This is a genomic window from Nitriliruptor sp., assembly GCF_040882075.1.
GTDB lineage: Bacteria > Actinomycetota > Nitriliruptoria > Nitriliruptorales > Nitriliruptoraceae > Nitriliruptor.
Genome location: NZ_JBBEBZ010000078.1, coordinates 1 through 24327 on the forward strand (window position 1 = coordinate 1; position 24327 = coordinate 24327).

The 24327-nt window shown below is 72.8% G+C and carries 18 protein-coding genes, 1 tRNA gene and 1 pseudogene; 8 read left to right on the forward strand and 12 right to left on the reverse strand.

What is annotated here, in order from left to right; genetic code table 11:
• Window positions 1-430 precede the first annotated feature (430 nt).
• A tRNA-Gly gene (locus WEB03_RS04035) sits at window positions 431-501 on the reverse strand.
• 113 nt (window positions 502-614) lie between these two features.
• On the opposite strand from WEB03_RS04035, the gene WEB03_RS04040 reads away from it, so the two are divergent.
• Together WEB03_RS04040 and WEB03_RS04045 are read left to right on the forward strand one after the other, a co-directional pair.
• Window positions 615-1289, forward strand: coding sequence for an enoyl-CoA hydratase-related protein (locus WEB03_RS04040; protein ID WP_368069688.1), 675 nt, complete (start codon window positions 615-617; stop codon window positions 1287-1289).
• A gap of 110 nt (window positions 1290-1399) precedes the next feature.
• Entirely contained in the window at window positions 1400-3736 is a 2337-nt protein-coding gene (locus tag WEB03_RS04045; protein ID WP_368069689.1) for a hypothetical protein, read from the forward strand.
• 65 nt (window positions 3737-3801) lie between these two features.
• On the opposite strand, the gene WEB03_RS04050 is transcribed toward WEB03_RS04045, so the two are convergent.
• Window positions 3802-4578: an enoyl-CoA hydratase gene (locus WEB03_RS04050; RefSeq protein ID WP_368069690.1), complete on the reverse strand. Its 777-nt coding sequence runs from the start codon at window positions 4576-4578 to the stop codon at window positions 3802-3804.
• A gap of 85 nt (window positions 4579-4663) precedes the next feature.
• Between WEB03_RS04050 and WEB03_RS04055 the strand changes: the two genes are divergently transcribed.
• The 5 genes from WEB03_RS04055 to WEB03_RS04075 all read left to right on the forward strand — a co-directional run bounded on the left by WEB03_RS04055 (window position 4664) and on the right by WEB03_RS04075 (window position 11353).
• Entirely contained in the window at window positions 4664-5146 is a 483-nt protein-coding gene (locus WEB03_RS04055) for a CrcB family protein (protein ID WP_368069691.1), read from the forward strand.
• Window positions 5143-5508 carry a CrcB family protein gene (locus tag WEB03_RS04060; protein ID WP_368069692.1) on the forward strand — a complete coding sequence of 122 codons (366 nt, stop codon included), beginning with the start codon at window positions 5143-5145 and terminating at the stop codon, window positions 5506-5508. Before WEB03_RS04055 ends, WEB03_RS04060 begins: the two co-directional genes overlap by 4 nt.
• Window positions 5509-5686: 178 nt before the next feature.
• The gene (locus WEB03_RS04065; RefSeq protein WP_368069693.1) at window positions 5687-7255 is read left to right on the forward strand and encodes a peptide chain release factor 3; all 1569 of its coding nucleotides are present in this window, start codon (window positions 5687-5689) and stop codon (window positions 7253-7255) included.
• A gap of 70 nt (window positions 7256-7325) precedes the next feature.
• On the forward strand, window positions 7326-9278 hold the full coding sequence (locus WEB03_RS04070; RefSeq protein WP_368069694.1) for a cation:proton antiporter: 1953 nt from the start codon (window positions 7326-7328) through the stop codon (window positions 9276-9278).
• A gap of 68 nt (window positions 9279-9346) precedes the next feature.
• Window positions 9347-11353, forward strand: a complete 2007-nt coding sequence (locus WEB03_RS04075; protein ID WP_368069695.1) for a cation:proton antiporter — start codon at window positions 9347-9349, stop codon at window positions 11351-11353.
• Between the two features lie 24 nt (window positions 11354-11377).
• On the opposite strand, the pseudogene WEB03_RS04080 reads toward WEB03_RS04075, so the two are convergent.
• Both WEB03_RS04080 and WEB03_RS04085 read right to left on the reverse strand, forming a co-directional pair.
• Window positions 11378-11761, reverse strand: a pseudogene (locus tag WEB03_RS04080) (Fur family transcriptional regulator); the annotation flags it as partial.
• 9 nt (window positions 11762-11770) lie between these two features.
• Window positions 11771-12997 carry a DUF1015 family protein gene (locus WEB03_RS04085; RefSeq protein ID WP_368069696.1) on the reverse strand — a complete coding sequence of 409 codons (1227 nt, stop codon included), beginning with the start codon at window positions 12995-12997 and terminating at the stop codon, window positions 11771-11773.
• Window positions 12998-13071: 74 nt separating this feature from the next.
• Here WEB03_RS04085 and WEB03_RS04090 point away from each other — a divergent pair, with 74 nt between their 5' ends.
• The gene (locus tag WEB03_RS04090; protein WP_368069697.1) at window positions 13072-14364 is read left to right on the forward strand and encodes a glycosyltransferase; all 1293 of its coding nucleotides are present in this window, start codon (window positions 13072-13074) and stop codon (window positions 14362-14364) included.
• A 16-nt stretch (window positions 14365-14380) separates the two neighbouring features.
• On the opposite strand, the gene WEB03_RS04095 is transcribed toward WEB03_RS04090, so the two are convergent.
• The 8 genes from WEB03_RS04095 to WEB03_RS04130 all read right to left on the reverse strand — a co-directional run bounded on the left by WEB03_RS04095 (window position 14381) and on the right by WEB03_RS04130 (window position 24297).
• Complete coding sequence (locus WEB03_RS04095) at window positions 14381-15322, reverse strand: ABC transporter permease (RefSeq protein ID WP_368069698.1); 942 nt, start codon at window positions 15320-15322, stop codon at window positions 14381-14383.
• Window positions 15319-16461 carry an ABC transporter permease gene (locus WEB03_RS04100; RefSeq protein ID WP_368069710.1) on the reverse strand — a complete coding sequence of 381 codons (1143 nt, stop codon included), beginning with the start codon at window positions 16459-16461 and terminating at the stop codon, window positions 15319-15321. Before WEB03_RS04100 ends, WEB03_RS04095 begins: the two co-directional genes overlap by 4 nt.
• On the reverse strand, window positions 16461-18011 hold the full coding sequence (locus tag WEB03_RS04105) for an ABC transporter ATP-binding protein (protein ID WP_368069699.1): 1551 nt from the start codon (window positions 18009-18011) through the stop codon (window positions 16461-16463). The genes WEB03_RS04100 and WEB03_RS04105 overlap by 1 nt, the downstream gene beginning before the upstream one ends.
• A gap of 69 nt (window positions 18012-18080) precedes the next feature.
• A complete protein-coding gene (locus WEB03_RS04110; RefSeq protein ID WP_368069700.1) occupies window positions 18081-19265 on the reverse strand; it encodes a BMP family ABC transporter substrate-binding protein in 1185 nt (394 codons plus the stop codon).
• A gap of 70 nt (window positions 19266-19335) precedes the next feature.
• Window positions 19336-20628 (reverse strand): 8-oxoguanine deaminase, encoded by a 1293-nt coding sequence (locus WEB03_RS04115; protein ID WP_368069701.1) that lies wholly within the window; start codon window positions 20626-20628, stop codon window positions 19336-19338.
• On the reverse strand, window positions 20625-22928 hold the full coding sequence (gene pucD, locus WEB03_RS04120; RefSeq protein WP_368069702.1) for a xanthine dehydrogenase subunit D: 2304 nt from the start codon (window positions 22926-22928) through the stop codon (window positions 20625-20627). Before pucD ends, WEB03_RS04115 begins: the two co-directional genes overlap by 4 nt.
• The gene (locus WEB03_RS04125; protein WP_368069711.1) at window positions 22925-23431 is read right to left on the reverse strand and encodes a (2Fe-2S)-binding protein; all 507 of its coding nucleotides are present in this window, start codon (window positions 23429-23431) and stop codon (window positions 22925-22927) included. Before WEB03_RS04125 ends, pucD begins: the two co-directional genes overlap by 4 nt.
• 26 nt (window positions 23432-23457) lie before the next feature.
• Entirely contained in the window at window positions 23458-24297 is an 840-nt protein-coding gene (locus WEB03_RS04130; RefSeq protein ID WP_368069703.1) for a xanthine dehydrogenase family protein subunit M, read from the reverse strand.
• Window positions 24298-24327: the final 30 nt, after the last annotated feature.

Below are 24327 nucleotides of genomic sequence, written 5' to 3' on the forward strand. Positions count from 1 at the left end.
GGGACCTCCGCGCGGCGCTCTTCTACTGGCAGCGTGGGCACTACCACCAGGGAGGGTGGTACACGGCAGAAGCCGAGGAGCGCGACCTCGCCAAGGTTCGTGCTCTCCTCCGGGAGATGCGGCAGCGGCTGAACCCGTCGACGGCCCCGAGCCCGCCGGGATGACCGACTCGGGCGCATCGGGGCCGGAGCACGGAGCAGCACCGGGTGCCCGCGGCGCTCATCGGACGCTTCGGTCGCCGTCAGCCCGGCAAGCCATGAGACAGGCCACCGTTCGAGCGACCGACCCCAGGTGGCTGTACTCGCAGCCGGATGAGTGTGCGCCGGACGCTGCTTGAGCCGGCGGCACGGCTGGAACCGGGTGTGGTTCCACGGTCGAGGGCCCGACTTCTGTTCGGCCGGACCCCGCACTTGCGTTCGGTCCTCGAGGGAGCGGGTGAGGGGAATCGAACCCCCGTCGCTAGCTTGGGAAGCTAGAGCTCTACCATTGAGCTACACCCGCGGGACGGCGCGGACGGTATCCCGCGGCTCGCACCGCCTGCAACGTCGGGCGGCTCGCGCCCGGGCTGCCTCGCCCTCCTCAGCGGACCGCGCCCCCGACCGAGGAGCCCACCCGTGACCGACCTGCGCCGCGACGGTGAGGTGTTCGTCCTCGACCTCGGCGACGACGAGAACCGTTTCAATCCGACCTGGCTCGACGCCGTCGACGCGGTGCTCGACGAGGTCGAGAGCGCGGACGGCCCTCGAGCGCTGGTGACCACCGCGACGGGCAAGTTCTGGTCGAACGGGCTCGACCTCGCCTGGATGACCGAGCACCCCGACGAGGTCGCCGACTTCGTCCAGCGGGTGCACGGCCTGTTCGCCCGTGTCCTCAGCTCGCCGGTCCCGTCCGTCGCCGCGATCCAGGGGCACTGCTTCGCGGCCGGCGCGATGCTGTCGCTCGCCCACGACCAGCGGGTCGCGCGCGCCGACCGGGGCTTCTGGTGCCTGCCCGAGGTCGACATCAACATCCCGTTCACCCCCGGGATGAGCGCCCTGATCCAGGCCCGCCTGACCCCCGCCACGGCGCACCAGGCCATGACGACCGCGCACCGCTACGGCGGGACGGACGCCGCGGCCGTCGGGATCGTGGACGTCGCTGTGGCTGAAGACCGGGTGCTCGACGAGGCCGTCGAGCGGGCCCGCGCGCTGGCGCCGAGGTGCGGGCCGACCTTCGCGGCGATCAAGACCGGCATGTACGCGATCGCCCTCGAGGCGCTGCGCCGCGACATCCCGATCGTGCTGCCGTGATCTCAGATACCGCGCGGTCCGTGCGCTGCCAGCAGGAGACCGACGGGGGGGCGGGGAACGAGGGGGGTGGAGCCGACCACCGCCGGTGGTCACCGACCCGAGGTCAACCCGTGCGCCGTCGCCGTTCCATCGCCGCCTCGAGCGCCGCGTTCGCGCTGCTGCTGACGATCGGCACCGTCAGCACCGCCTCCGGCCACGAGATGGACCACCTCGTCCCCGGTTTCGCGCCGACCGCGACCCTCTCCACGGCGTTCAACTCCGGAGGTGAGGGCGCGGCCTGGGAGCTGGTCACCACGATGGTGACCGGCAACCCCCACACCGACCTCGACTTCTTCACCCAGGGCGGTGACACCTACCTCGCCGCCGGCACGCTCGGCACGGGCGTCAACGCCGGCGGGCAGACGATCGTGCGGCTCACGCAGGACGGTGAACTCGCGCCCGAGTTCGTGGCCGGCCACCCATCGGCCGCCTGCCTGTCGGACCCGCTGGCGATGCTCGGCCTGCAACACGACGTCGAGGCGACGCCGAAGGGCGACGTGCTGCTGAACACCGACTGGGGTGACCTGGTCGACCGCGACGCCGACGCGCAGCTCCTGCTCGACGCCACGGACGCCTCCGGCCGTTGCCACGACGGTGGTGAGGTGCCGATCGTCGGCGCCGCCCCGCAGGGTGGTCTCGAGATCATCGACATCACCGACCCGACGGCCCCGGTCGAGATCGGGCTGACCAGCCACATCGGTGAGGCCCACACCGTCAACGTCGACCCGAGCCGACCGCACATCGCCTACGCGGTCACCTCCGACAGCGTCGGGGTGAACGCCGCGGGGCAGCGTGCGAACGAGACCAGCGCGACCAACTCGAACCTCGATGGGTTCGAGGTCCTCGACCTCTCGAGCTGCCTCGAAGCCCCGTACGGCGACCTGGCCCCGGGGACGTCGGTCGACGAGAAGCGCGACGCCTGCCGACCGGAGGTCTACCGCTTCCGGTACGAGGACGTGCAGATGGCCCTCGGTCACACCACACGGAGCGCCATCTACGGTTGCCACGAGCTCGAGGTCTACCCCGACGACACACTGACCTGTGCCGGCGGCGCCGCGATGCTGCACTTCGACATCAGCGGCATGTTCGACGACAACGGCACCCCCGACGATCGCACCGACGATCGCATCAACGGCACGCCGCTGCCGTGCTCGGTCCGCCCGTCGAGCTCCGGTCCGGCGTTCTCCACCGGAGCGATGGTCACCGACTGCGTCGTCGGCGAGGACGGGCAGGACCTGCGGGTGCAGAGCTGGCTCGCGAACGGCGCGCCGTCGGTCGAGGGCGTCGAGTGGCTCGGGTCGGCTCACCACCAGGGCCGTGAGGCGCTCGTGAACAGCGCCGTCGCACCCGCCTACCCCGCGACCGAGGACGTCGACTTCAACCACGAGGCCGAGTACACCCACTCGGGTCGCAACGTCATCGTCACCGACGAGCGCGGTGGCGGCGTGGCCCCCGGTGGCGCGTCCTGCTCGCCCGGGCTCGACATCCCCCAGGGCAACGGTGGGTTGCACGGGTACGCCGTCGATCGGTTGAAGGGCGGCGGGGACCCGACCGGCTACCAGGCGCCGGACACCGCCGAGGCAGCGTGGGAGTCCTACGCCCGCACCTCCGAGGGTGAGAAGGCCATCGCGCGCGCGCCGATCAACACCCAGCCCCAGGGCACCGAGTGCACCGCCCACGTCTTCCACCAGGTCCCCGGCCAGAACCGCATCTTCATGGGCTGGTACACCCAGGGCGTGCAGGTCTGGGACTACGTGGAGGGGGTCGACGAGGACGGGAACGACACGCTCGACTTCCACCACGTCGGCTACTTCATCCCCGAGCTGGCCAACACCTGGACCTCCGCGGTCTGGCAGGTGACCGAGAACGAGGACGGCACCTTCACCTACGACGGCGTCAGCTCCGACTTCAACATCGGCAACGGCCGCAGCGCCCTCGACCTCTACCGCGTGACCCTGCCCCCGCCGCTCCAGCTCGCCGGCGAGATCGAGGGTGAGGGACCGGACGGCGAGGAGCCGCCGGCGGAGGAGTCGGGTGACCGCGGACGCAGCTGCGACGAGGACCGCCCGGGCAAGGGCCAGGAGAACCGGCCGCCGCACTGCGACGACCGCGAACCCGGCTGCGATCGTGCGAACCAGGACCAGGGCAACGGGCCGGAGCGCTGCGAGGCCGCCGCACCCGCGGGCGACTCGGGTGACGGGGCAGCCACGTCGACGGCGTCGTCGGCGTCGTCGGCGTCCTCGGACACGCAGGTGCAGGACCTCCGCGATCTCGGGATCCTCGCCCGCGACGTCCCCGCACCGCGACGCGACCTCGCGGCGTCGCTGGTCGCGCTGACCCTCGGGGCCGCGCTCCTCGCCACCCGGTGGGTGCGTCGCCGTCACCTCGAGGGTGTGCGCGCCGGCTGATCGGGGGATCGCTCGGTGCGGGAGGTCGCTGGCCTCCCGCACCGGCGGTCACGCTGCGTGGCGGGTCAGCCCTTGGTGAGGCCGCTACCGCGCGAGATGATCGCGGCCCGTCGCGCTTCGACCTCGCCGGCGTCTACGGGGACCTCGAACGCGCGCTCGCGTTCGGTCAGCAGTGCCTCGTCGAGCGGGACGCCGTCGAGCGCCCGGTAGGTCGCCAGGATCGCCCCGAGGATGCGTTGGTCGGCCTCCGCGACGGCGACCGCCGCGTCCACCGCCGCGTCGAGCAGTTGGTCGTGCGGGACGACCGCGTTGACCAGGCCCATGGTGCGTGCCTCCTGCGCGTCGACGAACCGCCCGGTCAGGCTCATCCCGAGCGCGTTGCGCCGCCCCACGTACCGCGGGAGCATGACGGTCAACCCACCGGAGGGGTGGATCCCGACGCGCCCGTGGGTGTCGGCGAACCGGGCGTTCTCGGACGCGATGGCGAGGTCACAGTCCAGCACCAGCTCGAGCCCTCCGGTGACCGCCGCGCCGTTGACCGCGGCGACGGTGGGCGTCGTGACCTGCTGGAGCGCGACCCACGGGTCATCGCCACGCTCGCCGATGGCCTGCAGGTCGATCACGCCCGAGCCGACCTCCGCGAGGTCGAGACCGGCACAGAACACCGGATCGGATCCGGTCAGCACGATCGCCCGGACGTCGTCGTCCGCGTCGAGCTGCCGCAGCGTGGCCACCAGGGTCTCGATGGTGTGCAGGTCGAGCGCGTTGCGCCGGTCCGGCCGGTGCAGCGTCAGCAACCGCACGTGGTCCCCGGGGGTGGAGACGAGCAGGCTGTCGGTCACGTGGGCTCCTCGGCGGTGGCGGTCGGTCGGCAGTCGAGCAGGCTCCCACCACCTGCGCAGGCTGTCCGCTCGGTAGCGTCGCTGCGTGACCACCTCCGCTGCTGCTCACCCGACCCGTCGCGATCTCGCTGACGTGGCGTTCGGTGGTGCTGCCGGCGCGCTCCTGCGGGGCGCGGTCGTGTCGGGTGCCACCTTGGCGGGCGCCGCGGGCGCCGTCCTCGGCGTGCTCGCGGCCAACCTCATCGGGGCTGCTGCCCTCGGCTGGCTGCTCGGACGCAGCCGCACCGACGCTCGGGTCGCGCGCTGGACCGCCTTCCTCGGGTCCGGGGTGCTCGGGGCGTTCACGACCTTCTCGACGCTGGCCGATCAGGTCGCCCGTGCTGCGGCCTCCGGCGAGGTGGCCGTGGCCGTGCTGCTCGCGGTCGGCAGCGTGTCCGGTGGCGTGGTCGCGGCCGCCGCTGGCCTCCACCTCGGGTCCCGGGACGGAGACCCGGCGGGTGATGGCAGAGTGGACCGGACGCTGCAGGACCCGGCGCCGCAGGACCCGGCACCGGAGGGGTCACCGTGAGCGGGCTCGTCACGCTCCTCGGGCTGGCGGTCGCGGGGGCGGTCGGCAGCGTCGTCCGCCACGCGACCCTCGCCCGCGTCGGTCAGCCCGGAACGGCGCCACGCGCGTGGGCCGTGGCTGCCGTGAACCTCGTCGGCGCGGTGATCGTCGCGGCCGTGGCCCTCCTGCAGCCGCCGGAGACGATCGCGCTGGTCCTGACCCTCGGCCTGGCGGGATCGCTGACGACCTTCTCGACCTGGGTGGTGGACGCGGTGCTCGCGGCCGACGCCGGGCGGAGCCTGGTCCGCATCGGACTCATCGACCTCGCGGGCCAGCTCGTGGTCGGTACGGCCATCGTGTTCACCGTGGTCCAGCTGGCCTGACACGCGATCGTCGCGCGGGGAGCGGGGTGGCGGGCGGTCCTGCGCCCCCGGGGGACACCCGCCGGAGGCGGTACCGTTCACCGCGCCCGCGGAGGCGGTCGGACCGACCTCTCCCGCCCACGCGCGGCCATCCGGGCGCCGTCGGACGCCGACCCTCAGACTTCGAAGGAGCACCACCGTGGCCGCCGTCGAGGCTGAGGCGGCCCGCCGCCGGACGTTCGCGATCATCTCGCACCCGGACGCGGGCAAGACGACCCTGACCGAGAAGTTCCTGCTGTACGCCGGCGCCATCGGTCGGGCCGGGGCGGTCCAGACCCGCAAGACCGACCGCGCGACGACCTCCGACTGGCTCGAGCTCGAACAGCAGCGCGGCATCTCGGTCTCGTCGGCCGTGGCGCGCTTCGAGCACGACGGTCACGTCCTCAACCTGCTCGACACCCCCGGCCACCGCGACTTCTCCGAGGACACCTACCGGGTCCTGTCGGGTGTCGACGCGGCCGTGATGGTGCTCGACGCGGCCCGCGGTGTGGAACCGCAGACCGAGAAGCTCTACGCCGTCTGCAAGGCACGCGGCACCCCGGTCATCACGTTCGTCAACAAGATGGACCGGCCGACGCCCGATCCGCTCGCGATCCTCGACGACATCGAGGCGAAGCTCGGTCTCGTCGGGCAGCCCGTCACCTGGCCGATCAAGCCCGAAGGACGCTTCCAGGGCGTGATCGACCGTCGCACCGCGACGGCCTACCGCTTCGAGGCGGCAGGCATCCGCGGCGGGAAGATGGCGCAGGAGGACGAGGCCTCGCTGACGGGTGAGGACAGTTGGGTCGCCGAGGAGGTGCGCGAGGAGGTCGAGCTGCTCGATGCCATCGGGGCCGACGTCGACGTGGACGCGTTCCTCGCCGGCACCGCGTCGCCGGTCTTCTTCGGGTCCGCACTGTCGAACTTCGGCGTCCGGCTCCTGCTGGACGCCATCGTGGAGCTCGCGCCGCCACCCTCGGCCCGGCCGACCCGCGACGGTGGCTTCCGCGCCATCGACGAGCCCTTCAGCGGGCTGGTGTTCAAGATCCAGGCCAACCTCGACCCCCGTCACCGCGACCGGATGGCGTTCGTCCGGGTGTGCTCGGGTCGGTTCGAGCGCGGCGAGACGCTGATCAACAACCGCACCGGCCGCGGCACGACGGCCAAGTACGCGACGGCGGTCTTCGGGCGCGATCGGGAGACCGTCGACGAGGCCTTCCCGGGCGACGTCATCGGCCTCATCAACGCGATGGACCTGCTGGCCGGTGACAGCCTCCACGCGCCCGACTCGCCCGTGGTGTTCCCGCCGCTGCCGACCTTCACGCCCGAGCACTTCGCCACGGCCCACCCGACCGACCGCAACCGCACCAAGCAGTTCCGCAAGGGCGTCGACCAGCTCGACGAGGAGGGCGTGGTCCAGGTCCTGCGGCACCCGGACCTCGGCGACCAGGCGCCCATCTGGGCGGCGGTCGGTCGGCTGCAGTTCGAGGTCGCGACCTGGCGGATGGAGCACGAGTTCGGCGCGCCGGTCCGGCTCGAAGGCACCCGGTTCGAGGTCGCCCGCGCGACCGACGAGGACGGGGCGAAGAAGCTGGCCGGGATGCGGGACGTCGAGGTCTACCGCCGGTCGACGGGCGCGCCGATGGCGCTCTTCCGGAGCCGGTTCGTGGCCGACCGGATCGCGGTCGACCACCCGGACCTGATGCTCGACACCCTGGTGCTCGGCTGACCGGCCACACCCCGATCGAGGCTCGGCCGCGTAGGTTGCGCCGCTCCCGACGACCCGGACGGCCCGCGCGATGCTCGATGGCCTGCTCCCGCTGACCGACCCCGGTGCGGTCTTCGCGGTGCTGTTCCTGCTCGTCCTCGCGGGTCCGCTCATCGCCGAGCGGCTGCGCCTGCCGGCCATCATCGGCCTGGTGCTCGCCGGGATGCTCATCGGGCCGAACGTGGCCAACGTCCTGGCCGAGAACACCTTCATCGACACGCTCGGGTACGTCGGCCTGCTCTACCTGATGTTCCAGGGCGGGCTCGACCTCGACCTCGACGGGTTCAAGCGTCACCGGCGCGACTCGATCGTCTTCGGGCTGGCGACCTTCGTCTCCCCGATGGTCCTCGTCACCGGCGCCGCCGTGCTGATGGGGATCGACCTGCTTGCGGCCGTGATCATCGGTTCGGCCTTCGCCAGCCACACGCTGCTCACCTACGGGACGGTCACGCTCTACGACCTGTCCAAGAACCGGGCGGTCACCGCGTCGCTCGGCGCCACCCTCATCGCCAACGTGGCTGCCCTGCTCGTGTTGGCGGTGGCCGCCGCCGGGGCCGCGGGCGACTCCGGGGTGCTGTTCTGGAGCCTGTTCACGCTCGGCCTGGTCGTGTACGTGGTCGTGGTCCTGGTCCTGGTGCCACGCTTCACCCGCTGGTTCTTCACCGGGCTCGGCCAGGACCGGCGGGTCCGGCTCACCTTCCTGCTGTCGGGCATGGGCGTGGCGGCCGTCGTCGCCGGCCTCATCGGCATCGAGCCCATCGTCGGAGCGTTCCTCGTCGGTCTGGCCTTCAACCCGTTCGTGCCCACCGGCACCGTCATCGCCGAACGGGTGCAGCTGCTCGGCGAGAGCGTCTTCGTCCCGGCGTTCCTGATCTCGACGGGCATGATGCTCGACCCCCGGGCGGCCCTCGACGGCACGACGCTGGCGCTGGCTGCGGTGCTGGTGGTCGCCGAGGTGGTCTCCAAGCTGGTGGCCTCGGAGGGGTCGGGCCGCTGGATGGGGGTGACCGGCCCCGAGCGCGGGATCATGTTCTCGCTGTCGGTGGGGCAAGCCGCCGGAGCGCTGGCCGCCACCGCCGTGGCCAGCGAGCTCGACCTGATCGGCCCGGGCGAGGTCAACGCCGTCGTGCTCGTCATCCTGGCGTCCGCGCTCGTCGCTGGACTCAGCGCCGGCCGGTACGCGCCGCGCATCGAGCCGCCGGACCGTTCCGACGCACCGCTCGGCACGCGGGTCGTGGTCCCGGTCGCCAACCCGGCGACCGTCGGCTCGCTCGTCCGCGTCGCCGCGCAGGTCGCCGCCGCAGACTCGGGAGCCGTCGTCGCGGTCAACGTCCTGCCGCTCGATGCTCGGCCGGACCAGCTGCGCGCGCACCGGGACCTGGCGACGCTCGCGGAGAAGGTCGCGCTCGGAGCGGGGTCCGAGGTGACGACCTCGGTCAGGATCGACACCACGCCGGCCGGGGGGGTCCTCCACACCGTCGTCGAACAGCAGGGCACCGCCCTCGTCCTGGGGTGGAAGGGGTACGCCAACGCCCGCGAGGGGTTCTTCGGTTCCGTCATCGACCGGATCGTGACCGAGAGCCCCGTCCCGGTCCTCGTCTGCCGTCCCGGTGGCGACGACCACACCGGCCGGGTCGTGGTGGTGCTCACCAAGGACGACGTCGGTCCGGGGAGCCTCCTCGGTACCGCCCTGGCCTTCGAGGTCGCCGGTCGCCTGTCCCGCCAGGCCGAAGCCGACCTCGTCGTCATCACCGACCACGAGGAGGAGCTGGTCCGGACCCAGATGGTCAACCTCGCCGTCGACGAGGACGACGTCGAGATCATCTCGGTCGAGGGCGTCCTCGGGCGCCTACCTCGCCTGCTCGAGCCCGGTGATGTGGTGCTCACGGGGATGCCGCCGACGGCCAGTCGCCTCGGCCGTGGTGCGCGCCGCCTCGCCCGGGCCGCGGCTGACCGCACGGTCATCGTGGCCGTCCCGCACTGACCGACGGCTAGTGTTCGGGAACGTCGCCGGACCCGAAGGCGGGTGGCCGAGCACCTGACGGAACCGCCGTGTCGTTCGAGCTCCCCGCGCTTCCCTTCCACGATGCGGGCCTGATCTTCGCCGTCCTCACCGCGGCCATCCTGCTGGCCTCGGGCTTGGCGCGGCGGCTGCGGCTCCCCGAGATCATCGTGGTGGTGCTGCTCGGGTTCGCCGTCGGTCCGACCGGTCTCGGCCTCGTCGGGCGGGCCGGCGTCGTGGAGGTCCTCGGCACCGTCGGGCTGCTCTACCTGATGTTCGTGGCCGGGCTGGAACTCGACCTCGACGACTTCATCGCCAACCGTCGTGACTCCGTCGGGTTCGGGGTCCTGACCTTCGCGATCCCGATGCTCCTCGGCACCGGCAGCGCGCTCGCGCTCGGGTACGACGTCCTGCCATCGATCCTGCTGGCCTCGTGCTGGGCCTCCCACACGCTGGTCACCTACCCCACCTTCCAGCGGGCGGGGACGTTCGGGAACCGTGCTGTGGCGACCACCGTCGGCGCCACCATCATCACCGACACCGCGGCCCTCCTGGTCCTCGCCGTCGTCGCCCGGGCCTTCCAGGGCGCCCTGACCCCCGCCTTCTGGTTGACGCTGCTGCCGTCGATGGCCGTCGTGACGGCGGGCGCCGTGTTGGGGCTGCCGCGCCTGGCGCGCTGGTACTTCGCCGGGCCAGGTCAGGCCCGCAACCTCCGGTTCCTGTTCGTCATGGTGGCCCTGTTCGTGACCGCGTCGCTGGCGGAGCTGATCGGCATCGAGGCCATCGTCGGGGCGTTCCTCGCCGGGCTCGCGCTGAACCGCAGCGTGCCGAACGGCGGCGCGCTGATGGAGCGCATCGACTTCCTCGGCAGCAGCCTGTTCATCCCCCTCTTCCTGCTCGCCACCGGCATGCTCATCGACGTGGCGGTGCTCACCGACCCGCGGACCCTCCTGGTCGGGGGGGTGTTCACCGTGACCGCGATCCTCGGCAAGCTCCTCGCGGCGCTCGCTGCCGGGAAGCTGTTCGGGTACCGCGGCGCCGAAGTCGGGGCGATGTTCGCGCTCTCCAACGCTCAGGCTGCCGCGACCCTCGCCGCCGTGATCGTCGGCCTGAACGTCGGGCTGATCGACACCGACACGGTCAACGCGGTGATCGTGGTCATCCTGGTCACGTGTCTGGTCGCCTCGACAGCTGCCAACCGGTACGCGTTGGAGCTGCCGAAGCCGGTCCGGTCGCGACAGTTCGGGGAGGTCGTGGTCGTGCCGCTCGCCAACCCGCGCAGCGCCCCGCGGCTGATGCGCCTGGCGTCTGCCTTCGCCCGCGCCGACGGCGGCCTCGTCGTCCCCGTCCTCGTCTCCCCGTCCGAGACCGACGAGGAACTGCTCGACCGGCTGCGTGAGCTCGACCACGACATGATCGAGGTCGCCCAGTCGGCAGGCGCCGAGGCACGCAGCGTGCTGCGCATCGATGCGTCCGCGGAGCTCGGGATCGCGCACACCGTGGTCGAGCAGCGTGCGTCGCTGCTCGTGCTCGGTTGGAAGGGCGCCACGTCCAGCCGCCGCGCGAGCTTCGGCGGCATCATCGACGGCGTCCTCGCGCGGACCGCCGTCCCGACGCTGGTCACCTTCGAGGGGGGCGAGCGCACCCAGCGGATCCTGATCGTGATCGACGAGAGCGTCATGATCGAACGTGGTCAAGGCCCGCTGCAGCTCGCGATCGAGACCGCCCGGTACGTGCGCAGCGACATCGGCGGTGTCCCGATCGAGGTGATCGGCAACGTCGACGACGCCGGGGTGACGCGGCGGATCCGGCGTGAGCTCGACCTCGCCGTGGGGATCGACGAGCGGCGACTCTCGATCGTCGTCAAGGGGCAGGCGCGGTCCACCGACCTCGTGATCCTGCCGACCAAGGCCGACGAGGCGCACCTACGCGCGGTTGCCACCCGCGTGCTGCGCGCGGTACCGACCGGCGCCTCGCTGCTGGTCGCCGTCGCCGCGCCCGCCCCCGCGCTCCCCGATGCGCTCGGAGGCGCGAAGGGCGGCGGCGCGGCAGGCTGAGCAGCGACCGGTGACCACCAGCTCGACGTCCTGCACCTCGAAGCTGTGCCCCTCGTCGAGGTGGCTGCGGATCTCCGCGACGAGCGAGCCGACGTGGTGGTCGACGTCACCGCACGACGCGCAGACGAGGTGGAAGTGCTCGTCCGGGTGGGCTCGCTCCCAGCGGGACGCTTCCTCACCACCGAGCCGGGTCTCACGAGCCAGATCGAGCTCGGAGAACAGCGCGAGCGCCCGGTAGACCGAGGCGAGGTCGACGTCGTCACCCTCGTCCCGGATCGCCGCGCTGATCTGCTCGGCGGTCAGGTGGGCGTCGGCCTCGCGCAGGACACGCCACACCGCCCGCCGGGGGCGGGTGCTGCGCAGACCCCGTTCGTGCAGGGTCCGCTCGAGGTCGGTGCTCGCGTCCACGAGGTGAGCCTACGGCCGCTCCGTGGCCCCCGGCGGTGGCCGCCGTGTCACGAGCAGGCCCGACCGCAGCTTCGGGGTGATGTAGGTGGTCTTCGGCGGCACGGTGCGCCCGGCGCGTGCGACGGTGAGCACGTCCTCGACCGCCGGCGGGTGCAGGGCGATGCCGACCGACCCCGGTCGGTCCAGCGCGCCGAGCCCGAGCGGCGTCGGCACGGCGACCACCTCCGCCTCGGGGATTTCGCTGCGGACGAGCGGCACGACATCCCGCTCGACGAGCTGGACGTCGAGCGCCTCGACGACGTCGTCGGCCCGCACCAGGGACGACACGTCGAGGTGCCACCAGCGGCCCCCGGCGGTCAGCGTGACGGTGTGCGCCCGGTCCGGAGCCGCGGGTCGGTCGAGCCGAGCGACGGGGAGGTCGGCTGCCGCGATCCGGTCGAACATCCGGGACGAGGCGGCCGCGTCCGGGAGGACGTCGTCGATCCGGCGGTGGAACGCGAGCACACCGAGGTGATCGGTCGGCAGGACCGCGCACAGCACCCTGCCCGCCGGGTCGTCCGCTCCCGCACCCACCGCCCGCGCGTACCTCGTCGCCGCGGCGGCTCGGTGGTGGCCGTCCGCGAGGAACGAGCGGCCCGCCCCGGCGACCGCAGCGCAGAGCCGCTCACGGACGTCGGGGGCCGTGATGCACCAGAGGGCGACGTCGACGCCGTCCTCGGCGCGGTAGGCCACGTCGGGTGGGTCGGCGATCGCCGCCTCGGTCGCCGAGGTCACCTCGTGGTCCGGTTCTTGCGCGAGCGCGACGGGCGACGAGGCGACCCCCACCACCTCGAGGTAGCGCGCGAGGGCGTGGACGCGCGCGTCGGTGACCTGCTCGTGCGGCAGGACCCCGCCGTCCGCGAAGGCGCCGACGGGGACGTCGCCGACGATGGCGGTCGCCCGAGACGTCCCCGACCGGAGCTCGAGCACGCCGACGGCGGGGCCACCGACCGGTCGGTACCGACCCGTGGCGAGCAGGTGTTCGAGGTGGGTGCGGCAGGAGCTGAGCGCGGCGTCGAGTACCGCGTCTCCGCCCCCGGTGGTCCCGGGCGGGAGCGCGCCGAGGTAACTGTCCGGGTCGGCGGCGGCGAGCGCGGCCCTCGCGGCGGGATCGAGGGCGTCGTACGGCGGAGCCACGATCCGGTGCGCCCGCTCGGCGATCACGACCTCGCCGGTGAAGGGACGCAGCTCGAACACGGTGCCTCCGGTGCGGGGTGTGGGCTGTCGGGAACCTAGGGTGCGGCCGCCCCTCTCGGACCTCGGAGCTGCTCGTGGCGCGCATCGTGCTGATGAGCGGCACCGACCGTGGCCACACCTACCCGACGGTGGCCGTCGCGCTGGCCCTGCGCGACCGTGGCCACGACGTGCTGGTGGTGACGGGCCGCAAGCGCGGACCGGAGCTGGACGCGGCTGGCGTCCCCTGGACGCCGATCCCGGAGGCCGAACCACACGCGGAACGGGTCGACCTGTCGCAGAACCTGTGGTCGTGGGCCGCGGCTGCGGCGCGTCCGACCGCGGCGTTGCTCGACCGGTTCGACGCCGAGGTGGTGGTCAGCGACGTGCTCATGGCCGCTGGTGGCCTGGCAGCCGAACTGCAGGGGGTGCCGTGGGTGCAGCTCGTCCCGCACCACCTCAGCGATCCGGCGGTCGAGCTGCCGCCGATCGGGCTCGGACGCCACCCCTCGCGGCTGCCGTGGGTCCGCGCCGATGACCGGTTCGTGCACCACCGGGCGTCGCGCTCGTTCGCCCGCGGTCGCGGCGATCGCCGGCGGGCGCGCGAGGGGCTCGGTCTGACCGGGAGGGGACGACCGGCGGCGCGCCTCGTCGCCTCGCTCCCGGGGCTCGAGTACCCGCGACGGATCTGGCCGACCGACGCGCACCTCGTCGGCCCGCTCGCCTGGGACCCGCCCGACGTCGGCGTCGCGCCGTGGCCCGGCCCGGGGCACCTCGGTGCTGCCTCGGTCGACGAGGTGCTGGCGCGCATCGACCCCGCGGGTCCGCCCGTCGTCGTGGCCACCGACTCGACCGGCACCGGCGCGACCGGTGGGCTGGCGGCCCTGGCCGTCGAGGCGCTCACGGGCCTGGACGTGCAGCTGATCGCCATCACGCAGCGGCGCGATGTGGCGCTCGAGGCGTCGCAGCGGTGGCCGCTCGGGTGCGTGGTCGCCTCGCTCCCGCACCACCGTGCGCTCGAGCTCGCCGAGGTGGCCATCGCGCCAGGAGGGGCGGGGTTCCTCGGCAAGTCGCTGCTGCGGGGCGTGCCGTTGGTCCTCGTCCCCGACTTCGGTGACCAGCTCGAGGCGGCCGCTCGGGTGACGTGGGCCGGTGCGGGTCGCCGCGTCGATCTGCGGATGCCGTGGACGTCGCTGCTGCCCGACCCCGTCGGAGAGGTCGGTCAGCTCCGACGCGCCGTCGTCCGGGTCCTGGCCGACGACGGGTACCGGGTCGCGGCAGGTCGCCTCGCCGCGGCAGCAGCCGAGCTCCGTCCGCCGGCCGCGGCGGCCATCGTCGAACACGTGGTCGCCGGCACCCTCCGCGCCGCCGAGGGCCCGACCCGCCCCTGACGGATCGGGCCGCAGGTCAGCGTTCGTCGCGGACGTACGGGACGCCGAGCGCCGCTGGCGAGCCGAGCCTGCGCCGGGTGTCGGTCGCGGACAGGACGATCAGGACCGCGATGGTCAGCAGGTAGGGCAGCATCGTCAGGAACTGCGGCGGCACGATGCGGACGTCCGCGGCCTGGAGGGCGAAGTTCACCCGGAGCGCGATGCCGAACAGGTACGCGCCGGCGAGCGCTCGGAGCGGGCGCCACGACGCGAAGACCACCAGCGCGATGGCGATCCAACCGCGTCCGCCGGTGGTGGCGGCCTGGTCCCACGGTGCGCCCCGGGTGGTGATGTACGCGCCGCCGAGCCCGGCGAGCGCCCCACCGAGCGCGACGTGGGTGTAGCGGACCATGGCCACACGGATGCCCGCGGCGTCGGCGGTGGCGGGCGATTCTCCGACGGCCCGGAGTGCGAGGCCGGTCCGGGTACGGGTGAGGTAGAAGGCCGCGGCGATGACCAGCAGCCACGACCCGTAGACCACCAGGTCCTGCTGGAACAGGATGCGACCGACGGCAGGCAGACCCTCGAGCAGCGGGATCGCGGTGCGACCGAGGCGGGCACCAGGGACCAGCGCCTGCCCTTCCACCGGCTGGCCGAGGAAGATGGCCACGCCGGTGCCGAAGATCACGAGCGCCAGACCCGACACGATCTGGTTCGCGCGCATCGTGATCGACAGGAACCCGTGCAGCGACGCGAGCGTGGCACCGGCGAGCGCGCCCGCCACCAGCCCGAGCAGCGGCTGCCCGGTGGCTTGCGTGCCGAGGAACGCGGTGACCGCGCCCACCAGCATGATCCCCTCGATGCCGAGGTTCAGGATCCCGGCGCGCTCGTTGAGCAGGGCGCCGAGGGCGGCGAGCGCGATCGGCGTGCCGGTGATGACCGCGCCGGCGAGGGTGAGGACGAGGACCGAGTCGTTCACGCCCGGCCTCCCTCGTCGCCCGTGCCGACCGAGACGGGGTCGCCGTCGGACGGCGGCGCGTCCGGACGGCGTGTGGGGCGGTAGCGGACGAACAGTTCCCCGGCGAGCGCGAAGATGAGGATGGCCCCCGTCAGGGTGGTCGAGATCGCGACGGGCACGTTCTGGCCCGGCAGGCTCTGGAGCGCGGGTCCCGCGTTGAGGATGCCGCCGAGCAGGACCCCGACGGGGATCACGGCGAGCGGGTTGTAGCGCGCGAGCGCGGCCACGATGATCCCGTTGTAGCCGAGGTTCAGCACCAGCCCGTTCGGGTCGAGCCGCCCGGCACGTCCGGCGACCTCGCCGGCACCCGCCAGCCCGGCGAGCGCTCCGGACAGCAGCAGGACGACCACGATGACCTGCCGGGAGGAGATACCGGCGTAGCGCGCCGCCTCGGGGGAGTCACCGAAGATGCGCCAGTGGAAGCCCCACCGGGTGCGGGAGATGACCACGGCGATCAGCACCGCAGCCACCACCGCCACGACCAGCCCGAGGTGGACGCGGGTCGTTGCCCACCGTGGGAACACCGCTTCGGCCGGGATCGGTGCCCCGCGCGGGAAGGTGGGGGAGTTCGGGTCCCGCCACGGTGTGTTCGCACCGAAGATGAGGTACTGCAGCAGCGACAGCGCCACGTAGTTGAGCAGCAGCGAGGTGATGATCTCGGAGGTGTTGAGGTAGGCCCGCGCCAACGCGGGGATCGCGACCCAGATCATCCCGCCGGCCGCACCCGCGACGATGACGACGGCGATGGCCAGGGCGGGGGAGGCCCCCTCGCCGAGCCACAGGGCGGCGCCCGCAGCGGCGATGGCGCCGACGTACAGCTGGCCCTCACCGCCGATGTTGTAGAGCTTGAAACGGAACGCGATGCCGGCGGCCAGGCCGGTGAGGATCAGCGCGGACGCGGCCACGAGGGTGTCGGCGATGCCGTACCCGGTCGTGTACGAGACGCGGAGGATCTCGCGGTACACGGCCACTGGCGCCAGACCGATGGCGGACAGGAACACGGCTCCGACCACGAGCGCCGCGAGCACCGACAGGACGGGGACGACGAGCAGGACGCCCGGCTGGACGTCGCGGCGAGGTTCGAGCTGCCAGCCGCGCATCACGACGTGCCGCCTTCGGCAGGACCGTCCGGGTCGTGTCCGAGCATCGCCAGCCCGAGCTCGGTGACGTCGACGCCGTCCGCATCGCGTTCGAGGACGATCCGTCCCTCGGAGAGCACGACGATCCGGTCCGAGAGCGCCTGCACCTCGTCGAGGTCCTCGGAGATCAGCAGGATCCCGCACCCCTCGCTGCGACGCTGGTGGAGCAGGTCGCGGACGAACTCGGTCGCCCCGACGTCCAACCCGCGGGTCGGGGCGGCGACGATCAGCGCCGTGACGGCCCCGTCGCGGGTGTCGAGCTCCCGGGCCAGCAGCACCTTCTGGGCGTTGCCGCCGGACATGGTCCGCACGGCAGCGCCGGGACCGGTGGTGCGGACGTCGAACTCGGTGATCGTGGCGGTCGCCGTCTCGGTGGCCCCACGTCGGTCGAGCCACAGCGGCTGCTTGGAGGTGAGTCGGAGGTTGTCGGCGACCGAGAGACCCGGCGCGAGCCCGGTGCCGAGCCGGTCCTCCGGGACGTAGCCGATGCCCGCGACCCGGGTCGCGGCCGGTCCGGTCCCGGTCACGTCGCGGTGGTGGACGTGGATCGATCCACGGGTGGGCGCACGCAGACCCGCGACGGTCTCGGCGAGCTCGCGCTGTCCGTTGCCGGCGACGCCGGCGACGCCGAGGATCTCGCCGGCACGGACCTCGAGGTCGATGCCGTGCAGTCCGCCACGCCCGTCGACCGCGTCGAGGTCGACGCCCCTGAGGCTGAGCACCGCACGGCCCGCCTCGCCCCGAGCCTTGCGAGCAGACAGGTCCACCTGCCGGCCGACCATGAGCTCGGCGAGTTCTGCGGGGTCGGTGTTCGCAGCGTGCAGCGAACCTACGACCGCGCCGTCGCGCATGACCGTGACCCGGTCGGACACCGCCATGACCTCACGCAGCTTGTGGCTGATGAAGACGATGGCCTTGCCGTCCGCCGCCATCGCCCGGACGGTGGCGAACAGCGCGTCGGCCTCCTGCGGGGTCAGGACGGCCGTCGGCTCGTCGAGCAGGAGGACGTCGGCGCCGCGGTAGAGCGCCTTGACGATCTCGATGCGCTGCTGCTCACCGACCGACAGGTCCCCGACGACGGCACCGGGATCGACGGGGAGGTGGTAGCGCTCCGACAGCTTCCGGACGGCGTCGGCGACCACCGACCTGCGCCAACGCCACGGCAGCCGGCCGTCACCGAGCGCGATGTTCTCGGCGACCGTGAACCGCTGCACGAGTCGGAAGTGCTGGTGGACGATGCCGATGCCGCGCTCCAGCCCGTCACGCGGGCTGCGGAGCGTCAGCGGCTGACCATCCCGCCGGAGCTCGCCGCCGTCGGGTCGGTAGAGCCCGGTGAGCACCGACGCGAGCGTCGACTTGCCGGCGCCGTTCTCGCCGAGCAGCGCGTGCACCTCGCCGCGGTGCAGCGTCAGGTCGACCGCGTCGTTGGCGACGACCCCGGGGAACACCTTGGTGATACCGACGGCCTCGAGCGCCGGCGGCGCCGAGGGGCTCGGATCGGGGTCGGTCACGCGGATCCTTCCGGGAGGGGACGGGCCCGCACCGTCGCCGGTGCGGACCCACCGGGGTCGGGCTCGAGCTCAGCCCGTCGGGGAGCCGATGACGCCCTCGACGAAGAAGTCGATCGAGAGCAGCTCCTCGAGGGACATCGAGTCGCCTTCGGCGACGATCTCGTCACCGTTCTGGTCGAGGATCGGGCCGGTGAACGGCGCGAACTCACCGTCGATGATCTCCTGCTGACGGGTCTCGATCTCGGTCCGGATGTCGTCGGGTACGGCATCGCCGAACGGCGCGAGGTTGACCATGCCGTCGGCCATCGAGCCGTAGTAGCTCTCCGACTCCCAGGTGCCGTCCATGACCTGCTGCACCCGCTCGATGTAGAACGGCGCCCAGTCCCAGATGGTGGCGGTCAGCCAGGCTTCGGGGACCTCCTCGGAGCGGTCCGAGTGGTACCCGGTCCAGTACGCCCCGGCTCCCGCGGCGGCCTGCCCCGTGGCGGGGGTGTCCTGGTGCATGCCGATGGCGTCGACCCCGGCGTCGAGCAGGCCCTGTGCGGCCTGGCCTTCGGTCTCCGGGTCGTACCAGGTGGAGGTCCACACGACGCGGACCGTGGCGTCCGGGTTCACCGACCGGGCACCGAGGGTCCACGCGTTGATACCACGCAGCACCTCGGGGATCGGGAACGCCGCGACGTACCCGAGCTCACCGGTCTCGGAAGCGCCGGCTGCGGCCATGCCCTCGAGGTAGCGGCCCTCCTCGGCGGCGCCGAAGTAGTTGCCCATGTTGTCGGCCGTCATGTACCCGGTGGCGTGCTCGAAGACGATGTCGGGGTACTGCTCGGCGACCGCCAGCATCGGCTCCATGAACCCGAAGCTGGTGGCGAAGATGATGTCGTGGCCCTGGCGGGCGAGGTCCTCGATGACGCGTTCGGCGTCCGGGCCCTCGGCGACCGAGTCGATCGTGGTGATCTCGACGGCGTCGCCGAACTCCTCGGCGACCGCCTGCGCACCGCGGTCGTGGGAGGTGGTCCACCCCCCGTCGGTGACGGGGCTGGTGTGGACGAAGCCCACCCGGATGACGTCGCCGTCACCGTCGCCGTCACCGTCGCCGTCCTCGGTCCCGTCGTCCTCGGCAGCCGCGCCGTCGGCCTCGGTGGTCGTGCCGTCATCGTCGGCCGACCCCGGGTCGCTCGGGTCCGCTCCCCCACACGCCGTGGCGACCAGCGCCGCGGCCAGGAGAGGCAGCAAGCTCCTGCGCACCCTCATCCATCCACCTTTCCTGCGGGCCTCGTCGGACCCGCGATCGTGGCTGGACCGGATGGCCCAGCTCCGTCGTTCACGACCACAACCGTCGCGATCGCCGACCGAGGTCGGTCCGCGCTGCGTCGAGGTCCATGCCGGTCAGGTGGCCATCCTCGACCACCAGCTCTCCCTCGACGTAGACGTGGCGCGCACGGCGGTCCGGGCCGAGCACCAGCGCATCCACCGGATCGGGGATGTCCTGGAGGTCGTCCGCGGGCCACACCACCAGATCGGCTCGTGCGCCGGGGGAGAGCCTGCCGACATCGTCCCGTCCGAGGCAAGCTGCGCCACCCGTCGTCGCCATGGCGAGCGTATCCGCGGGCATCAGCGCGTCCGGCCGCTGCGCGCCCTGTCGCGCCGAGAACAGCGCCTGGCGCAGCTCGGTCACGAGCGTGCCCTGCTCGTTCGACGCCACGCCGTCCACCCCGAGCCCCACCGGCACGCCGGCCGCGAGCAGCTCGGGGGTCCGGCAGAACCCGGATGCCAGCCGGGCGTTGCTCGACGGGCAGTGCGCGACGCCGGCGCCGGTCTCGGCCAACCGTGCCACCTCGGCGTCGTCGAAGTGGACGCCGTGGGCGAACCACACGTCGTCGGCGACCCAGCCGAGCTCATCGAGCACGGCCAGCGGCCGCTTCCCGAACCGGGCGAGGCAGTCGGCCTCCTCCTCGCGGGTCTCGGCCAGGTGGGTGTGCAGCCGCAGACCGTGGCGTCGTGCCAGCGCCGCGGACTCGGTCATCAGCTGCGGGGTGACGCTGAACGGGCTGCACGGTGCGACGGTCACCACGATGCGTTCGCCGTCGTGCCAGCGGTTGATGACGCGCTCGGTCGAGGCCAGGATCGCATCGAGGTCCTCGACCACGTGGTCCGGGGGCAGCCCACCGTCGGAGGCACCGAGGTCCATCGATCCGCGGGCGAGGTGCAGCCGCGTGCCGACCTCGAGCGCCGCCTCGGCCGTGGCGTCGAACACGCTGTCGTCGCCGTTGGGGACGAGGTAGTGGTGGTCGGCCGCGGTGGTGCAGCCCGACAGCAGGAGCTCGGCCAGCCCGACGCGAGCGGCGGCGTGGACGTCCTCGACCTCGAGCTTGGCCCACACCGGGTAGAGGGTGGTGAGCCACCCGAACAGGTCGCACCCGACGGCCCGGCCGCGTGTCATCCACTGGTAGAGGTGGTGGTGGGTGTTGACGAACCCGGCGGTGATCAGGTCCCCGTCGACGCGGCGGACCTCGTCACCGTCCTGTCCGGCGACGTCACCCACGGCGACGATGCGGCCACCCTCGATGGCGACGTCACCCGGGTACCGGGCTCCTCGCAGCACGAGGCGGCTCACAGGCAGATGTCCTGCGGTCGCACCGGCACCCGCGTGAGGTCGCGGCCCGTCGCGGCGCGGATGGCCGACACGATCGCCGGTGTCGACGAGATGGTCGGCGGCTCGCCCACGCCCTTGGCCCCGAACGGGGCCCCGGGTTCGGGTTGCTCGATGAGCGTGGCCACCACCGGCGCTACGTCGAGCGCGGTCGGGATGAGGTAGTCGGTGAACGACGGGTTCCGGACGCGGCCATCGTCCACGACGATCTCCTCCATCACCGCGAGCCCGAGACCCTGGGCGATCCCGCCCTCGAGCTGGCCGGTGACCGCTCGCGGGTTCAGCGCCTTGCCGACGTCCTGGCCGGTCGCGATCTGGACCACACGCACGAGCCCGAGCTCGGGGTCCACGTCGACGACCGCACGGTGGGCGGCGAACGCGAACGACACGTGCGCGTTGCCCTGCCCGTCCGCGTCGAGCGGGTCGGTCGGGGCGTGGTGGTGCTCCCGCGTCAGGTCGATCGGCCCCTCGGCGAGCAGGTCGACGACCGGGAAGGTCGCGCCGCTGTCGAGGTCGACCACGTCCGAACCGCGTAGGTCGAACCGGACCCGACGCGATCCGGCGAGCGGTTCCCCCTCGCGCCCGGCGGCGCGCGCGAGCAGCTCCTCGCGGACGGCTCGACACGCGATCTGCACGGCGCCGCCGGACATCCACGTCTGCCGCGACGCCGAGGTGGAACCGGCCGAGCCGATCGACGTGTCAGCCGGGCCGAGCAGCACCCGCTCGACGTGCAGCTCGGACCGGGCGATCTGCTGGGCGAGCGTCACGAAGCCCTGACCGACCTCGGCGGCGGCGCACTGCACGGTGGCCACCGGCTGTCCGTCGGGTGACAGCTCGAGCCGGCAGCGCGCGGTCGAGAAGTCGTCGAAACCTTCCGAGTACATCAGGTTCTTGATGCTGACCGCGATGCCGGTCCCGCGGCGGACGTCGCGACGTTCGGCGGTCAGCCCCGCGCCCCCGGGGAGGGTCATCAGTGGGTCGTCGGGTCCGGGCTCCCCTGGCAGCGGGTGGGCGATGCACGCCTCGATGACCTCGCGGACCGGCGCGGTCCCGGTGATGATCTGCCCGGTGAGCAGCGGGTCACCGGGCTTCATGGCGTTACGCAGCCGGAGCTCGACCGGATCCATCCCGAGCGCGTCGGCGAGCTTGTCCATCTGCGACTCGTGGCCGAAGCAGGCCTGGACCACGCCGAACCCGCGCATCGCGCCGCACGGCGGGTTGTTGGTCCGCACCGCCCAGCCGTCGACCACCGCGTTCGGGAAGACGTACGGGCCGCCGGCGAAGCAGACCGCGTTGGCCAGCACCGCCGGCGAGGTCGACGCGTACGCGCCACCGTCGAGGAGCAGGCGAGCCTCGAGCTTGACCAGGTCCCCGTCGGCCGTCGCGGTGTGGCGGAACCACATCCGGGCGGGGTGGCGGTGGACGTGGCCGTGGAACGATTCCTCGCGTGAGTACTGGATCTTGACCGGCCGCCCGGTGGCGAGGGCCAGCAGGCAGACGTGCACCTGCAGGCTGACGTCCTCGCGTGCCCCGAACGCGCCACCGACACCAGCGAGGGCGAGGTGCACCTTCTCGGGGGGCAGGTCGAGACAGGCGGCGACCTGCCCGTGGTCGACGTGCAGCCACTGGGTCGAGATCAACAGCTCGACGCCGCCGTCCTCGGTCGGGATCGCCATCCCGGACTCGGGGCCGAGGAAGGCCTGGTCCTGCATCCCGACCTCGTAGGTCCCCTCGACGCTGACCTCACCGGTCGCGTCCGGGTCGCCGTGCCGGAGCGGCAGGTGGCGGAAGAGGTTGCCGTCCGGGTGGATCGGATCGGCGTCGAGCGCGGCCTCGGGGTCGGTGAGCGGCTCGAGGATCTCGTAGTCGACCTCGATGGCGCGGATGGCGCGGAGGGCCTGTTCGGGGTGTTCGGCCGCGACGGCCGCGATGGCTTCGCCGTGGAAACGGACCACGTCCGCAGCGAAGACCGGCTGGTCGGTGTGCTCGAGGCCGTGATTGGGGTTGCCCGGCACGTCGTCGGCGGTCAGCACGCAGTGCACCCCGGGCATCGCCGCAGCCTTCGAGGTGTCGATCGATCGGATCCGTGCGTGCGGGTGGGGGCTGCGGAGCGCCTTGCCCCACAGCATCCGGTCGTGGTGCAGGTCGGACGAGAACGCGAACCCGCCCGACACCTTGGGGGTGCCGTCGGGGCGGTCGACGGTGCGACCGATGCCGCCCTCGACGTCGCCGCGCGTCCCCGGCGGGACCGTGGTCGTGCTCACGAGCCACCCCCACCAGCGCGGCGCGACTGGACGGTCGCGACCGCCTCGAGGATGCGTCCGTAGCCGGTGCAGCGGCACAGGTTGCCGCTGATCGCCTCGCGGACGGTCAGTTCGTCAGCATCGGGGACCCGGTCGAGCAGGTCGTGGACCGACACGATCAGCCCGGGGATGCAGAACCCGCACTGCACGGCGCCCTCGTCGAGGAAGGCCTGCTGCACGTCCGACAGCTCGCCCTCGGGGGCACCATCTCTGCGCCCCGAGCCCGAGGCGACCCCTTCGACCGTGCGGATGTCGCCATCGGCGGCGTCGGCGGCCAGCACGCAGCACGAACAGACCAGCTGCCCGTCGAGCTGCACCGAACACGAGCCGCACTCGCCCTGGTCGCAGGCGTTCTTGCTCCCGGGCATGCCGAGCCGCTCGCGCAGCACGTACAGCAGCGATTCACCGAGCCACGCGGACGGCACGGAGTGGGTCCGGTCGTTGATGGTCAGGTCGTAGGCCAGCGCGTCCGGCGTGGGCGGCGGGGTCGTCACGACAGGCACCTCCTGAGGCTGCGAGCCGCCAGGACACCGACGGCGTGGCGGCGGTAGGCGGCGGTGCTGCGGTGGTCGTCGATGGGGGTGCTGGCCTCCGAGCACGCCCGCGCGAACGCGGTCACCGTGTCGGCGTCGCAGGTCAGCGCATCCCAGTCGAGCGCGTCGCTGACGAGGTCCTCGGCGGCCGTCGCCCGCAGCGGTACCGGACCGACCGACCCGAGGCCCACGCGCACCCGGCGGGCATCGGTGTCCACGACGATCGCCAGCGAGGCGACCGCGATGACCATGGCGTTGCGCGTGCCGATCTTGGCGACGTGCTGGGGCCCCGCCACCCGGGGCACGCGGACGGCGCGGATCAGCTCGTCGTCTCGACGGATGGTCCGCTTGGGCCCGGTGATGAAGTCGGCGAGCGGCACGATCCGCTCACCGTCGGCCGCCGAGACGAGCACCACCTCGGCGTCGAGCGCCCGCAGCCAGGGCAGGGTGTCGCCCGCCGGTGACGAGGTACCGACGTTGCCGCCGATCGTGCCGGCGTTGCGGATCTGGGGCGATCCGACGGTGCGGGCCGCCATGGCGAGCCCCGGTGCCAGCTCGGCGAGGTCGCGTTCGACGGTCGCGTAGGTCACGGTGGCGCCGAGCTCGAGGTGGGTGTCGGTCAGCTCGTGCCGCCGGAGCTCCTCGACGCGGCGGAGCGCGACGATGGCGTCGGGGCGACGGTGGCCGAGGTTGACCTCGACCACGAGGTCGGTCCCGCCGGCCAGCACGTGGGCGTCGGGTCGTTCGGCGATCGCCGCGAGGGCGCCATCGAGGTCGGTCGGGCGGGCGATGCTCACGTGGCTCACGACCTCCCCGGAAAGGTTCCC

What these genes read in the sequence shown, in the direction of transcription:
- WEB03_RS04070 (WP_368069694.1), top strand. Translation starts at nt 7,326, where the DNA reads ATGCTCGATGGCCTGCTCCCGCTGACCGACCCCGGTGCGGTCTTCGCG.
- WEB03_RS04100 (WP_368069710.1), bottom strand. Translation starts at nt 16,461, where the DNA reads ATGCGCGGCTGGCAGCTCGAACCTCGCCGCGACGTCCAGCCGGGCGTC.
- WEB03_RS04110 (WP_368069700.1), bottom strand. Translation starts at nt 19,265, where the DNA reads ATGAGGGTGCGCAGGAGCTTGCTGCCTCTCCTGGCCGCGGCGCTGGTC.